Below are 14060 nucleotides of genomic sequence, written 5' to 3'. Positions count from 1 at the left end.
CTCTTTAAACTTCATATTTTATTTTAAACTCTTTTAAACTTTTTACAGATGATTATTTTCTTAATCAATAGGAGAGATTTCTCGGATTTCAGCTAATTTCTTATACCAATATACGCTCTTCTTTGCGTAACACTCCTGCGTCTTAAAGTCGACATAGAATAGACCATAACGCTTTGAATAACCATTCGTCCAAGAGAACATGTCTTGAGGTAACCAGACAAAGTAACCATTTACTGGAATACCAGCTTCAATTGCCTTAGCAACTTCTTCCATATGTTGTCTTAGATAATCAATTCTTGGAGTATCATCAATTATCTTATCTTCACTTTCACACTTATCTTTATAACCCATTCCATTTTCAGTAATATAGATCGAATGAACTAATGGATAATGATCATAGACACGCTTTAATTGGTCGTACATCCCTTGTGAATAAATAATCCAGTCCCAATCAGTTGCAGGCAAATCCTTAGGATGAATCTCTTCACCAGCCCCCTTCATATGTTTGACGTCGTACCTTAGTTAGAACAATCAAATTTTATGCTTGACTTTTTTCTTATCTCTTAGTTAAATTAAGAAAGAAATAATGTGATGACCTTTAATATAGTCCCGTGAGGCTATCAAGGAAATCTGCGCGTAAACTATTTTTTGACATAGTTTTAAACAGAAACGACTATCTTAAAGGAAACCTCTTTAGATAGTCGTTTTTTCTTTAGGTCATCAAGATTTTCATTTCAAGGAGGAAATTATGAAAAAGATGCCTAAAGACACATTTCATAATGATGATGCGATCTTAGACGTTTATGAGAAACCAGAATTAGGACAAGGAATTCTACTTTCCATGCAACACTTGTTTGCCATGTTTGGATCAACGGTTCTAGTTCCAATCTTAGTCGGAATTAATCCAAGTATTGCTCTTCTTTCATCTGGTGTTGGTACTTTAGTCCATATGCTACTAACCCGCTTCAAGATTCCAGCATACTTAGGATCAAGTTTTGCTTTCGTTGCAACAATGCAAGCTTTAATGAAGCAAGATGGTTATCCAGCAATTGCCCAAGGTGCAATTGCGGCTGGGTTAGTATATGTTATTGTTGCCTTAGTTATTGCAAAGGTTGGGTCTGATTGGGTAAACAAAGTCTTACCACCAATTGTTGTGGGACCAATCATTATCGTAATTGGACTATCTCTTGCAACTACTGCTGCCAACGATGCCATGATGAAAGGTACCAAGTACAACTTAACTTACTTTGGTGTTGCCATCTTTACCTTGGTCATGACCTTAATTTTTCAAATGTGCTTCAAAGGTTTTACTAGTTTGGTTTCAATTATGCTTGGAATCGTTTGTGGTTACGCTCTATCTTGTGTTCTAGGAATAGTTGATTTTTCAGGAGTAGTAAAAGCTGCTTGGTTCTCAATGCCCGCTTTAGATGTGCCTGGAATTAGCTACCACTTCAAATGGTATCCAGCAGCTATCTTAACAATGGCTCCAATTGCCTTTGTTACAATGACTGAACATATGGGACATATTATGGTTCTTAACTCCCTAACTAAGAGAAACTTCTTTAAGAATCCAGGTTTACACCGTACTATGATGGGTGACGGTCTTTCAACAATTATTGCTGGTTTTATCGGTGGTCCTCCGACTACTTCTTACGGTGAAAATATCGGTGTTTTAGCTATGACCAAAGTTCATTCAGTTTGGGTATTAGCAGGAGCTGCAGTATTTGCAATTGTCTTTAGTTTTGTTGGTAAAGTTGCTGCAGTCATCGAATCAATTCCAATGCCAGTTATCGGTGGTATTTCATTCTTACTGTTTGGAACGATTGCATCTAATGGTCTAAAGATTTTAGTTGATGATAAAATCGACTTTGGCGAAAAACGTAATATGTTAATCGCTTCTGTTATCTTAGTTATTGGTATCGGTGGAGCTTATTTACAACTTGGTAGTTTCCAATTAACTTCAGTTGCCTTATGTACAATCTTTGGTATGTTAATGAACTGGATTTTACCTAAGCAAGCAGCTAGTGAAAAGGCACTAGAAGCTGAAAAGAAAGAAAAAGAACAAAAATACTTTAATTAGTTGAATATATGAAAAGAGCTAGAATCCGTGTAATGTGGATTCTAGCCTTTTTAGTAGTCCATTTCTTGTTCAAATCTATATTGCTGCAATACGTATTCCTTAAAAAATAGCAAAGTAAATGCAACATATCGTCAACCTGAATATCTTCTTGAAAATGCTCATTAATATATTTAATCATTTCATCCCCTAGTGGAAGATTAGGACCTTTAGTAACTGACTCTTTTTTATTAAAATTCTGATCAAGTAAAACTCAAATGACTTAAAATCATAAATCTTCGAGCATCAGTTAATGGTTTATGGCATAATTTACCGAGTTCAATAACTTCTTTTTCTAACCTTTTATAAGCAGTTTTATTCTCAGTGCCATTTTTTCCTAACAGATCAAGGTTCCAGTTAATACTTGTAGAATATTGACTTAATAAAAAATCATTATCAATAATCAAACCTTCATATTTCCAATTTTCCTTTTTACCAGATGAACTATGAATCTTTCTTCGATTAACAAGCCAAATATCACCACTATTAAAGTGATAAGTTTTACCTTCAAGTGCAAAACGCAGATCCTTTCCCTTAATTAAATAATTAAGTTCAATTCCTTGATGCCAATGCTCTGACTGAATTGCCTGATCGCTGTGGTAAAAATAAAAAGGCAATCTTTGATTATTTTGAACTTCTTCATGCTCAACTATTGTAATCCCTTTCAAAAAAATTACTTCTTAATTACGAAAATGATACTTTTTTTCTATTTATAAATGGTATCTTAATAATGTAAAAATATGAGGAGGATTTAAAATGATTAAATTAATCGCCGTAGATATGGATGGTACTTTCTTAAGAGATGATAAAACTTACGATAGAGAAAAATTTGCTCGAATTTATCAAGAATTAGAAAAGAAAGATATTAAATTCACTATCGCTAGTGGTAATCAATACTATCAAATTACTACTTTCTTTAAAGATTTTCCTAATGTAATCTATGTTGCAGAAAATGGCGCTTTAGTTAGAAATAAAGGAAAAATTTTAGCACTTCATGCTTTCTCAAACGATACAGTTAAACAGATCGAAGATTTTTTATTAGAACAACCTGAATTACAATTTTTAATCTCAGGTGCAAAAAGTGCTTACTTTCCGATTCAATTTACAGATGATTATTACGAAATTTCTACTAAATACTACTATCGTTTAAAGAAAATACATAACCTTAATGAGCTTGATGATAAAGTACTCAAATTTTCAATTTCCTGTCCGGACAAAAAAACAAATTATTATGTAGACTTCTTAAAAAAGAACCTCGGCCGCTATTGTAATGTAACAAGTAGTGGTCATGGCGAAATTGACTTGATTTTACCAGAGATCCATAAGGCTCATGGTTTAGCTGAATTAGGCCAAGTTTTAGGAATTTCTCTTTCTGATATGACTGCTTTTGGAGATGGGGGTAATGACTTAGAAATGATCAAAGAAGTTGGAGATGGCGTAGCGATGTCAAATGCGGATCCAGCAGTTTTAAAAGTTGCAGATCATACAACTACTTCCAATAATGAACAAGGTGTTCTTACTTACATTGAAAATAATATTCTCTAATAACAAAAAGCTTGAAGCAATCCCCATGCTTCAAAATGCCAATCTAATTGATCACAATTCAGTTATCCTTTTTAGACATCTGATTGCTAATATCACTCAAAAAAGCAGTTTTACCTGATCCACGTAAACTATAAACAAAAGTAGTTTGATATGGACTTACAGGTTCCTCAAGGCCCTTGATTACGGTATTTAGCTGTTTCGATCTATCTAAAAATATTTTAGGAACATCACCAAATGTTGGATTAAATGGATTCATTATTTTTCCTCATTTATTACTATAAACTGTTTTGTACTGTTTTATACTTTTCTATAAAAAAGCAGCCACTCAATAATTGAGTGACTGCAAATATTATTTTTCAATTCTAAATCGATAAAAACCTAAACTCATTTGCTTCAATGTCTTAGCAAAATCTTTTTTATCAAAGTGATTTTGATCAACTAAGGCTTCAAATTCACCATCCGCGTCAACCAACATCTGGTGCGTTCTACGCCAACCATTCTTCTGGTAAAAACGCAAACGACTAACACGTTGATGATAATTCTCTGCATCAGGATCAAGCGGTTCAATATCTAATACGATTTGCTGATCTGGATATTTTTCTTCAAGCATATGTAAAATTCTGCTCCCATATCCATTGCCACGTAATTCTGGTTCAACAGCTAAGTAGGCCAAATAAACAGTATTGTCACTAATATAGTAACAAACCATCCCGCAAAATATTTCTCCATCATAAACGGCATTAAGTTGAAGTTTCTTTCGCAAGCTCATTAATACCATTGAGATCCATGAGAATCTTTCCCATTCTGGAAAAGCACTATAATATAAATCTTTAACTTTATGATAATTCTTAGAGCCCCATCGGGCGGCTTGTTCGTCTAAAATAAGAATCCTTCTCTTTTCTATTAATATAATTTACTTCTCTAATTAAAAAATACTTTTCTTTAAAAATCAAATTTCTAATGCTATACAAAATAGGGACAAGCTTGTCTGCTCGCCCCTATTGCTTTAACTATTAATCTGTTTAAATCGTAAGTCAGTTACTATCTTTTCAATACCAGCAATGATATTTTTTACATCATTTTCAGAAACTACGAATCCTTTTTTCTCTAAGCTGGTCACAACTGCTCTTACTACATTATTTAACTTTTTCTCATTTGAGATAAGTTCTTTATCATAAAAATATACATAATCAATCATTAGCTGTCTAGCAAGTTGGATAAAAGATATTTGTTGTTTTTCCTTAAAATGAACATACCCTAATACAGTCACACTAATAATACTAATAATCCATAAAGCCAGCTCTACTAATTCTATATAGTCCTTTGTACTCAATCCTCTCCTCTTTTCTTTAAACTAATTAATTTTGACATTCAACTTTTCATCTTTTAAAATCGTAACATCTATAACTTTCGAAAGGTGTTTTTCATGAATTCACAAGATAACCCTATTTTTGTTTCCAATTTAACTAAATGGGATGTATTTAAGGCAACATGGCTAGTGTTTTTTCTAAATTTAATCTATGTACCCCAAAAGTCTCGCTTTACACGTTTTTTTATACATATAATTTATTTCTTAGCAACTATATTTTTTATATTATCTTTAAATAATGCTAATTTTTTGTCTAAAATAATTTGTTTATTAGGAATATTTTCTCCGTTAATCATAACAATCTATGCTGCATTTTTTTGGGCCCAACAATACCCAACTCCAACATTAATTTCTCTATTTTCTTTATCAAATTCAGATATTTCTATTCTGAAAAATAAATATAATATCTCATCAAAAAATATTAATTCTGCTGGAATCTTAGACTTAGATACTGCCATATTTATTAATACAAAAAAGATGTATATTATTAGTTCGTTTAAAGATTCTAATTTAAATAATCATCATCAGAAGGTAATTATAAAAATAATTTCAAAATCTCAAAATAATACAGTACTCAAAAAAACTAAATTATTTTTAACAATAAAAAATAGATGTAAATACTATTTTAGATTTTAATAGTGTAATTTAAATAGCAGCAATTGCTACAGGAAACAATTCGGGATTTCCCGTAATTACTAGAGCTAAGGCTGCAATACCAATTAATACTACAGTTCGGCCCGCATCTTCAGCAGATAGATTTACATTTAAGTTAGGGATACCGTTTAAAAATGGTAATGGTTTAATTGTCATATCAATGATAAGTGAAAGTTCGTTGTCTAATAATTTGTCCTCCTCTTTAATTACATTACAAATAAAGGATAATTTATACTCGTCATTACTATTAGCTGACACCTTAACAGAAATATTTCCAGCAGTAATTTTTGAGGACTCCACTAATGTACCAGCACCATTGACTACAATGTCAAGTTTCTCTGGTTTTAATCCGTAAGTATTAGCTAGCCAATTAGTAATATTTGCTGAATTTAATTTTCCATTACTAATTGTGAATACTGGCGAAGATCCCACTTCTGAAAAACTGTCTGTTGCTGTTAAAGTCACCTTTAAAGCTGGACCATTAGAAATAGTAATTGTTTTATTTAAATCAACTGCAAATTTATTACCTAAATTTTTACGAATATTATCTAAAGCATCTGAAACCGAAATTGTATTTTCAGTACCCGGGCTGAAATATTTAGTACCACTATCTTTACCTGAAGCAGCCACTTGGTCAATTGGCGTTCCACCAATAGGATATTCAACAAACTGATCAAAGGCCCAATTTTTTGGCATCTTAAAGCCTAAGTTACCGCTCCAGTCGTATGACATATCAGCCACAAAGCTATACTTCATTTCAACTTTTTCACCATGAAGACATACATTTCTTGTTCCATAAATGCCTAGATTATATCTAGAAGACGCAAGATCTGATACTACTTCTCCCGTCCTATGCGATTAGCTATCAATCAGGTGGCATTTACATGCTCTTAATCTGGTGGGTTGGTCATAATTATCAAAAGCCAGTTAGTGAACTCTTATCATATATTGAGAATCATATCGTCATTAATAGCTAAATCTTCTCCTACCATTATCTAGCAATAATTTCTAAGCATAATATTTTCTTCTTTTCAATTTTGCTTTCTATAATATAGTTGAAAGTTTAATTTTTTAGAAAGGAAATTAAAATGAAAAAATATATTGCTAAAATTGGACCACTTAATGCCGAAAAAATAGCTTGCTCTCCTCACGGAACTGCTACTTTTACTGAAGATGGGGAACAAGATACGTTACATATTATGATTGAAATGTTCGATACTCCAGCAAACATCGAACACTGGCAACACTTCCATGGTTTCCCTGATGGTAAAGATGCTCATGTAGCAACAATGGACAATGACTTAAATGGAGATGGATTTATTGATTTACCAGAAACTGAGCCAGTGTCAGGTACAACAATGGTTCCTTTCAATAAAAATCCTGAAAAAATTAATATTCCTACTGATTCCTATCCCCATGCTGATGAATCTGGTCACTATCTATACGAAGCTGATGTTCCTTTAAATGAATTAAAGAAGCATTTTAAAGAAATCTTTAACACAACTGATCTAGCTTTAGATAAGCGCGTAGTTTATATTCACGGTGTGCCCGAGAGCCTATCGCTTCCCAACACTGTCCAAGGCAGCGTAGCAAACTATGGTCCACACGTTACTCTTCCAATTGCAGTTGGAAAAATAGAAAAAGTAAATTAATTAATAATACAGAAAAAGCTGATAGACAATCCCAACTTCAGGACTCGTCTATCAGCTCTTTTCTTATTTAGTATTTTTATTAAAAACAAAATTCAATCCAATTGCAATTATAAGTAATCCAGTTGAACACCACATAATTTCTTGCAATCCTAAATGAAAAATGTTTCTCATCGTTGGCAACAAATTTTGGGGTAAGTTCTTAGCTGAATTAGCATCACTCAATTTATTAAGCATGTTCATCGTTATACCCGAATTTTCAGCTACACCTTTAGCTAGTTGCATATTCATAATTACACCATAAACAGCTGCCATCACAGTTTGAGCTAAAATCCTAATTAAATAAGAAAGCGATGTTGCTGGCGCCATATTTTTTTCACTAGCATCAACTTGGACTTTTATTTGAAGTAAGACAAAAATAAAACCAACACCAAATCCTGAAAACATTCCAAGAATTGAAAGCCACCAAATATTGGCATTTTGCGGAACCAGCGCCAAGCCAAGAGATGAAATCAAAATACAAATTAATCCCATTGAGAGCAGAGTTCGATTATTAAAGCGAGCTTTTAATGGATTAACTACTAAAGTGCCTACAACATCCACCAAAGAATTAGGAATTAAGGTCATTCCTCCAATTAGAGCAGTTGTCCCCAGCAAACCTTGTGCCCACATTGGTAAATATGTATTGATTGCTAAAAATGCACCCCAACTAAAAATGAAAAGCAAAAAATCACCAACTAAAGCCTGATTTTTAAACATGCTAATTGGGACTACAGGATTTGGATGTCCCTCTTCATGCACAAAGAATAAGATTAATAATAATAAACCTGCAACAATTAAACTTGTAACAATCCAAATTTTAGTTAAACCTAGCAATTGAATTCCCAATAAAAGTGATGTTAGCCCCGCAATGATTAAACATGAACCAAGCACGTCAAACTTCGGTGTTTCTTTAATCTCTCCTTCACGGTAATAGATTAGTGATAATAAGATCGCTAATAAACCGATTGGAATATTAATATAAAAGACCCAGTGCCAGGAAAGAGAATCTACTAAATAGCCACCTACTAATGGTCCTACGATCGCCGCTACGCTAAAAGCAGCACCTAAATATCCTAGAATCTTAGTTCTTGTCCTAATATTGTCAAAAATAAAGCCAGCCATAATATAAGGCAGCGATCCCATACCTCCAGCACCGATTCCCATTAAAGCACGTGCCAAAAGAAAGAAATACATATTGTCAGCCAAGCCTTGAAAAAGAGAGCCTAAAACAAAAAAGAGTAACGACAATTCAAAGGTGGCTTTATTGCCAATTTTTTCGCCGACTTTGGTCCAAATTGGTGTTGAAACGGACATGCCCAGAAGCATAATTGCAATAATCCACCCCATAAATTGAATTCCATGTAAATCCGCAATAATGGCGGGAATTGCAGTATTAATAATTGTACTATCTAATCCTGCCATTACATTAGCCAAAACCATGGCAAATGTCACCATCGTTACCTGCTTTTTTGTCATATGTACACCTACTTTTCTATAAAATAAAAAGCCCCAATTACTTCGCAATAATCAAGGCTAATAATCTATCTAAAATATACTTGCTTAAACTCTCAAACACAAGCTTTATTTTGATGATCTATTAAGTTTTTTATTTGGCTGCCTAAAATTGAAATAAAAATTAAAGACAGTAGCAATTATCAACAAAATAAATGAGACTGCCATAATTTCATGAATACCACTATGAAAAATTCGGCGCATTTCTGGCAAAAGATATTGTGGCAATAATTTAGCAGATTTTGCATCACTTAATTCATTCATCATCTTCATCGTGATATTACTATGCGAATTGATTCCGCTAGCTAAAGCTAAGTTCATAATCACACCATATACAGCTGCCATCACAGTTTGGGCTAAGATTCTGATCAAATAAGAAGTTGAAGTAGCAGTTGCCATGTCCTTCATCCCAGCATCAATTTGAACTTTTACTTGGAGTCCCACAAAGATAAAACCAACTCCAATTCCAGAAAAAGCACCTACTACAATTAACATCCACAAAGATGTTTTGTTATTTGCTAGAAATAACCCACCGGAAGAGATCATCATGGTTACAATTCCAATCATTACTAGCGTAAATGTTCTAATTTTCTCTTGAATTGTGGCAACTGTTTGAGAAGCAATAATTTCAACAATTGAGTTAGGAATCAAAGTAATCCCACCCATTAATGCTGACATTCCCAAAAGCGCCTGTGCCCACATTGGTAAATAGGTGTTTACAGCAATAAAGGCTCCCCAAGTAGTTGCAAATAAAATAAAATCTCCATTTAAATCATGATTTCTAAAAATAGAAAGAGGAATAATTGGATTTTCTGTCTTTGCTTCGTGAAAAAAGAAAAAAATTAATAAGACAATACTTAATAAAATCAAACCTACAACAATCCAAGTTGCAGTAAGACCTAAGAGTTGAATTCCCATTAAAAACATAATCAGTCCAGTAACCAATAAAAATGCTCCTCCCAAGTCAAAAACTGGAGCAGATTTTGGTGTTACCGGTTTATAGTAGATCAATGAAATTAGTAAAGCTATTAAGCCAATTGGAATATTAATATAAAAGACCCAGTGCCATGATAAAGTATCAATTAGCCAGCCTCCTACTAAGGGACCTAAAATTGCAGCTCCATTGAAACTAGCAGTTAAATACCCCAAAATTTGAGTTCTTTTCTTGATATTTGGAAAAACATAACCCGCAATAATATAAGGCAGTGATCCCATACCACCGCCTCCAATTCCCATGATCATTCTTGCTACTAAGAAAAAGTAGATACTTGGGGCAATTCCTTCTAAAGTTGAGCCCAAAACAAATAATCCTAAGGCAATTTCAAAAGCTAGTTTATTAGTAATTTTTTCACCAATTTTTGTCCAAATAGGTATTGAAACAGACATTCCTAAGAGATAGATTGCAACAATCCATCCCATAAATTGGATTCCATGTAGCGCTGAAACAATTGCCGGAATTGCAGTATTAGTAATTGTTCCATCTAATCCAGCCATCACATTCCCTAGCATCAGCGCTATTGTTACCATAGTAATCTGTTTTTTATTCATTCAAGCACTTCCCTCAATAACAAAAAGAGCTCTTATTACATTAAGTAACTAGAGCTTGGACATTTATCTTTATATTATGCAAACTTTTTGCTTAAAATTGCAAGAATCTTAAAAAAATAGCTATGATTTTTTTACAAACTTAGGTATAATCAATAGCTGTGTTTACTTTTCACTTATTTTTCAAGAGAGGAAAAAGTATCTTATGGAACATAGTTGGATGCTTAAGTATTTTGCCGAGTTTTTCGGTACTTTGATTTTAGTATTATTTGGTAATGGTTCAGTTGCAAATTCTTTCTTAAAAGGTACAACTGGTAATGCTCCTGATGGCAAAGCTAATGGTGGTTGGATCTTGGTTGCCTTCAGTTTTGGCTTTGGTGTAATGCTTCCTGCCATGCTATTTGGTTCAATTTCAGGTAACCATATTAACCCAGCAGTTACAATTGCCCAAGCAGCTGCTGGTAACTTTCCGTGGTCACAAGTTGCTCCCTACATTGCTTGCCAATTATTAGGAGCAATTTGCGGTCAACTTCTTGTTTTAGGAGTATATTGGCCACACTTCAAAGAATCTACCAATCCTGATATCATATTTTCTTGTTTTGCTACTAGCGACTGTACTAATAGTAAGTGGAACGGTTTTATTTCCGAAGTTGTTGGTACTGCGGTTTTAATGTTTGTTGCAATTGGTCTTTACAAGGGGATGTTCTTCAAACAAGCTGTTGATATTGCTAATATCGGTGTAGGATTCTTAATCACTGCATTAGTTATGGCCCTTGGTGGTCCAACTGGTCCAGCTCTTAATCCAGCCCGTGATTTTGGTCCAAGACTTGTTTACTCATTATTGCCTATCCCTAATAAAAAGGGTGGCGCACACTGGAGTTATGGCTGGATTCCTGTTGTTGCTCCTATCCTAGGTGCAATTATTGGAATTTTCCTTTACAAGATTCCTTTTGGACTTTAATTAAGTATGTAAAAAAGCAGATCATTTTGATCTGCTTTTTTAATGCTTAAAAACTGTATTAGTCCGTTTATTAAATGCATAAATAGAACTTAAAGAAATAATTATTACTATACCAAAAATCAACAAAATCGCTCCCCACGAAGAAGCTAATATGACCCAAACTAAAACGTATTTTTTACTTTCAAAGATTTTAGTAAATAAATTAAACAGTAGGACTCTACATAAAAATTCTTCTCCAATCCTGCTGCTGAACAAGCTGCCATAATTAGAGTAGTCATTTGGCAATTACTGGTAATGGCAAAACGCATAAGATCTCTAAGATAACTATTGAGAAAAATAAGTTTCTAATAAAAACTCCGCTCCAGGCTAACTTATCATACCAATCCTCTTTTAAATTAATTGCACCAAGATTTGTACCGATTACAATCATACTTAAAGGGGTATTCAAATTAGCAATATAATTCATCGGATCAGAAATTACATCAGATAATTTAAACTGTGTTATGAACAAAACCATCCCAATGACTGCCGCAATAATATTAGGATTATCACGGCTTGCTGAAAAATTTCTCTAAATGACTTTTTCTTTTATGTGAATATCCTAATTCCATGCGTCCACATGAAAATGTTATAAACAATCAAATAAAGAGCTGCAAAAAAGACTCCTTAGTTCCTAAAATCGCTTGTACTAATGGCACTCCCATAAACCACCCAGCATTAGTAGAGGTACCGGCATATTGCAAAACTGTTCTTTTCTGGTGATTCTTGACCCACTTCTCATTAAAAATTGTCCTACTAATAATAATTCTAAAGACAAATAAACCAGCTACAAGTGAAAATACTAAACCAAATTGTAATAGTCGTATTTTTGAAAATGACTGTCGAAAAGAATTGACAATTAAACAGAGTGATATCACATATAACAGAATCTTGGTTAAATCTTTAACAGTTTGCCCATGCAAAAACTTAACTTGATAACATACTCAACCAATAATCATCAAAATGAACATAATTACTACTTGTTTTGTCGACAGTATTAAAGCCATTACCTTCCTCCATCTTTAAAACTGCAACTATCTATATGATCATTAATTAATCCCACTGCCTATAAAAACGAATATATCGTTACTGGTCCAACAAACTTAAACCCTAATTTTTTCATTTTCCTTGAAACTTGCTTAGATAGTTCATCTGAAGCTGGAACATCTTCAACTTTTTGAGGATGGTTAATTATTGGTTCAGGAATAAATTTAATTAAAAATTGTTCCAAAGTTTGTCCTTCTTTTTCCATTTTTAACAAAACTTTTGCGTTATTAATTGCTGCATTAATTTTCAAACGATTGCGAACAATTCCTTTATTTTGCATTAATTTTTCAAAATCTTGTTCATTAAATTTAGCCACTTTATGATAATCAAAATTTGCAAAAGCAGCTCGAAAATTTTCTCTTTTATTTAAAATAGTCTCCCATGATAAACCAGATTGAAAACTTTCTAAAACTAGCATTTCATATAAGTAATTCGAATTTAAATTAAGTTTTCCCCATTCTTTATCATGGTAATATTGATATACAAGATTTTTACTATTTCCCCAACTGCATCGCTTTACTTTCACTTTTATCACCCCATTTTTTATATTAAAATTTCTCAACTTGATATATTCTATTCATCAAAGTCGTTAAGTCGCTATTACGCTGATGATAGGCAACAGTTAAATAAAGGCAGTCACTAGTTACTTGAATGCCCTCAAATTCAGTACAAAAATCTAAAGCATCAAGTTTTAAACTATTGTCTAAGTTAACTACAGACCACTTATCTGCGTTAGATATTCCCCAGGGAATTTTGACTATTTCACGTGGTTTTCCTTGCTTAGGAAATCCTAAAAAAGTCGTATGCGGACTAGGTTGACTTGAAATATAAATATCCTTGTTATCATCTATCGCATAACCCTGAATAGACAGAATCTTTTGATCATTAAAATGCGGAACGTTAAAAGCACCTAGACAGGTTAACTCTTGAATATTAATATCTTCAGAGGTTTCTTCTGCAGCATCTAGCTTCTCATTCACTTCATTAAGATTATAAATGGCGAAGTGTCCCATATGACTATTATCTATACTAGCAATCAAAAAATACTGACCATTGGGCGATACAGCAGCTTCAACTCTAACTAAATCTTTTCCAGGATAAACCACACTTCCATCACCATAACCTGAGCCTGCACGATTAAGATAAGACAAACGCGGTAAATCGGTATTATTAGTAAATGTTTGCGTCCGATATCCAGAAACTGCTACTCGAGCAATTTGCGTGGTCCAATAAGTATTCTCATGCCTTTTAGGTTTAGTACCAACAAACCACTTATTGTCTTCTCCACTTTGTACCCAAGTCTGAGTATGTCCGCCAGCAGTTCCAGCTGAATTTGGCCCTTTCAAGAATAAAATTGGATGATTTTCATCAAAGGTCACAGTTCCACTATCATTTGGAGTTTGATAAACAATAACATCGCTCTGTTTATGAAGTAGTTGCAAAGCAAAAACATTGCTCCCGACGAGCGCTGATGCTTGAACAACAACATGATGTATATTTTCTAATTTATTTACTAAACGTATTTGAGTTTCTTTACCAATCATAACTGGACAAATCCTTTCTTTATTCATCCTGCCCTCA

The 14060-nt window shown here is 33.3% G+C and carries 14 protein-coding genes and 3 pseudogenes; 6 read left to right on the top strand and 11 right to left on the bottom strand.

Annotated features, from left to right (window positions below; genetic code table 11):
• Positions 1 to 60: 60 nt before the first annotated feature.
• Positions 61 to 513 (bottom strand): annotated as a pseudogene (locus FD18_RS04515) (family 1 glycosylhydrolase); the annotation flags it as partial.
• 235 nt (positions 514 to 748) lie between these two features.
• Between FD18_RS04515 and FD18_RS04510 the strand changes: the two are divergent.
• Positions 749 to 2080 carry a solute carrier family 23 protein gene (locus FD18_RS04510; RefSeq protein WP_057718826.1) on the top strand — a complete coding sequence of 444 codons (1332 nt, stop codon included), beginning with the start codon at positions 749 to 751 and terminating at the stop codon, positions 2078 to 2080.
• Between the two features lie 239 nt (positions 2081 to 2319).
• Here the strand turns inward: FD18_RS04510 and FD18_RS10105 are convergent, their stop codons facing one another.
• Positions 2320 to 2784 carry an AraC family ligand binding domain-containing protein gene (locus FD18_RS10105; RefSeq protein ID WP_235499878.1) on the bottom strand — a complete coding sequence of 155 codons (465 nt, stop codon included), beginning with the start codon at positions 2782 to 2784 and terminating at the stop codon, positions 2320 to 2322.
• An 88-nt stretch (positions 2785 to 2872) separates the two neighbouring features.
• Here FD18_RS10105 and FD18_RS04500 point away from each other — a divergent pair, with 88 nt between their 5' ends.
• A complete protein-coding gene (locus FD18_RS04500; protein WP_057718825.1) occupies positions 2873 to 3661 on the top strand; it encodes a Cof-type HAD-IIB family hydrolase in 789 nt (262 codons plus the stop codon).
• A gap of 58 nt (positions 3662 to 3719) precedes the next feature.
• Here FD18_RS04500 and FD18_RS04495 read toward each other — a convergent pair whose 3' ends face one another.
• The 3 genes from FD18_RS04495 to FD18_RS04485 form a co-directional block, all read right to left on the bottom strand.
• A complete protein-coding gene (locus FD18_RS04495) occupies positions 3720 to 3917 on the bottom strand; it encodes a P-loop NTPase family protein (RefSeq protein WP_057718824.1) in 198 nt (65 codons plus the stop codon).
• Positions 3918 to 4010: 93 nt separating this feature from the next.
• Positions 4011 to 4439 (bottom strand): GNAT family N-acetyltransferase, encoded by a 429-nt coding sequence (locus FD18_RS04490; RefSeq protein ID WP_057718823.1) that lies wholly within the window; start codon positions 4437 to 4439, stop codon positions 4011 to 4013.
• Between the two features lie 228 nt (positions 4440 to 4667).
• Positions 4668 to 4994: a hypothetical protein gene (locus FD18_RS04485; RefSeq protein WP_057718822.1), complete on the bottom strand. Its 327-nt coding sequence runs from the start codon at positions 4992 to 4994 to the stop codon at positions 4668 to 4670.
• A 93-nt stretch (positions 4995 to 5087) separates the two neighbouring features.
• Between FD18_RS04485 and FD18_RS04480 the strand changes: the two genes are divergently transcribed.
• Positions 5088 to 5666, top strand: a complete 579-nt coding sequence (locus FD18_RS04480) for a hypothetical protein (protein ID WP_057718821.1) — start codon at positions 5088 to 5090, stop codon at positions 5664 to 5666.
• Between the two features lie 9 nt (positions 5667 to 5675).
• Here the strand turns inward: FD18_RS04480 and FD18_RS04475 are convergent, their stop codons facing one another.
• The gene (locus tag FD18_RS04475; protein WP_162257029.1) at positions 5676 to 6485 is read right to left on the bottom strand and encodes a glycoside hydrolase family 25 domain-containing protein; all 810 of its coding nucleotides are present in this window, start codon (positions 6483 to 6485) and stop codon (positions 5676 to 5678) included.
• Positions 6486 to 6520: 35 nt separating this feature from the next.
• Between FD18_RS04475 and FD18_RS10400 the strand changes: the two are divergent.
• Positions 6521 to 6661 (top strand): annotated as a pseudogene (locus tag FD18_RS10400) (transcriptional regulator); the annotation flags it as partial.
• Positions 6662 to 6772: 111 nt separating this feature from the next.
• Positions 6773 to 7336 (top strand): hypothetical protein, encoded by a 564-nt coding sequence (locus tag FD18_RS04470; RefSeq protein WP_057718819.1) that lies wholly within the window; start codon positions 6773 to 6775, stop codon positions 7334 to 7336.
• 63 nt (positions 7337 to 7399) lie between these two features.
• Here the strand turns inward: FD18_RS04470 and FD18_RS04465 are convergent, their stop codons facing one another.
• A complete protein-coding gene (locus tag FD18_RS04465) occupies positions 7400 to 8851 on the bottom strand; it encodes an MFS transporter (protein WP_057718818.1) in 1452 nt (483 codons plus the stop codon).
• 105 nt (positions 8852 to 8956) lie between these two features.
• Positions 8957 to 10435 (bottom strand): MFS transporter, encoded by a 1479-nt coding sequence (locus FD18_RS04460; RefSeq protein WP_057718817.1) that lies wholly within the window; start codon positions 10433 to 10435, stop codon positions 8957 to 8959.
• A 202-nt stretch (positions 10436 to 10637) separates the two neighbouring features.
• Here FD18_RS04460 and FD18_RS04455 point away from each other — a divergent pair, with 202 nt between their 5' ends.
• Positions 10638 to 11393, top strand: a complete 756-nt coding sequence (locus FD18_RS04455; protein WP_057718816.1) for an MIP/aquaporin family protein — start codon at positions 10638 to 10640, stop codon at positions 11391 to 11393.
• A gap of 236 nt (positions 11394 to 11629) precedes the next feature.
• Here FD18_RS04455 and FD18_RS10395 read toward each other — a convergent pair.
• From FD18_RS10395 to FD18_RS04440, 3 genes and pseudogenes are all read right to left on the bottom strand, one after another.
• Positions 11630 to 12439 (bottom strand): annotated as a pseudogene (locus FD18_RS10395) (AEC family transporter); the annotation flags it as partial.
• A gap of 59 nt (positions 12440 to 12498) precedes the next feature.
• Positions 12499 to 13005, bottom strand: coding sequence for a DNA-3-methyladenine glycosylase I (locus FD18_RS04445; protein WP_057718815.1), 507 nt, complete (start codon positions 13003 to 13005; stop codon positions 12499 to 12501).
• 22 nt (positions 13006 to 13027) lie between these two features.
• Positions 13028 to 14023: a class III bacteriocin gene (locus tag FD18_RS04440; protein WP_057718844.1), complete on the bottom strand. Its 996-nt coding sequence runs from the start codon at positions 14021 to 14023 to the stop codon at positions 13028 to 13030.
• Between the last annotated feature and the right edge of the window lie 37 nt (positions 14024 to 14060).

Source organism: Lactobacillus taiwanensis DSM 21401, from assembly GCF_001436695.1.
In the GTDB taxonomy this organism is placed as follows: domain Bacteria; phylum Bacillota; class Bacilli; order Lactobacillales; family Lactobacillaceae; genus Lactobacillus; species Lactobacillus taiwanensis.
Note: the sequence above shows the minus strand (reverse complement) of the source record. Positions and strands in the feature narration are given on the sequence as shown.

What these genes read in the sequence shown, in the direction of transcription:
- FD18_RS04455 (WP_057718816.1), top strand. Translation starts at nt 10,638, where the DNA reads ATGGAACATAGTTGGATGCTTAAGTATTTTGCCGAGTTTTTCGGTACT.
- FD18_RS04465 (WP_057718818.1), bottom strand. Translation starts at nt 8,851, where the DNA reads ATGACAAAAAAGCAGGTAACGATGGTGACATTTGCCATGGTTTTGGCT.
- FD18_RS04495 (WP_057718824.1), bottom strand. Translation starts at nt 3,917, where the DNA reads ATGAATCCATTTAATCCAACATTTGGTGATGTTCCTAAAATATTTTTA.
- FD18_RS04480 (WP_057718821.1), top strand. Translation starts at nt 5,088, where the DNA reads ATGAATTCACAAGATAACCCTATTTTTGTTTCCAATTTAACTAAATGG.
- FD18_RS04510 (WP_057718826.1), top strand. Translation starts at nt 749, where the DNA reads ATGAAAAAGATGCCTAAAGACACATTTCATAATGATGATGCGATCTTA.
- FD18_RS04500 (WP_057718825.1), top strand. Translation starts at nt 2,873, where the DNA reads ATGATTAAATTAATCGCCGTAGATATGGATGGTACTTTCTTAAGAGAT.
- FD18_RS04490 (WP_057718823.1), bottom strand. Translation starts at nt 4,439, where the DNA reads ATGGTATTAATGAGCTTGCGAAAGAAACTTCAACTTAATGCCGTTTAT.
- FD18_RS04460 (WP_057718817.1), bottom strand. Translation starts at nt 10,435, where the DNA reads ATGAATAAAAAACAGATTACTATGGTAACAATAGCGCTGATGCTAGGG.
- FD18_RS04440 (WP_057718844.1), bottom strand. Translation starts at nt 14,023, where the DNA reads ATGATTGGTAAAGAAACTCAAATACGTTTAGTAAATAAATTAGAAAAT.
- FD18_RS04470 (WP_057718819.1), top strand. Translation starts at nt 6,773, where the DNA reads ATGAAAAAATATATTGCTAAAATTGGACCACTTAATGCCGAAAAAATA.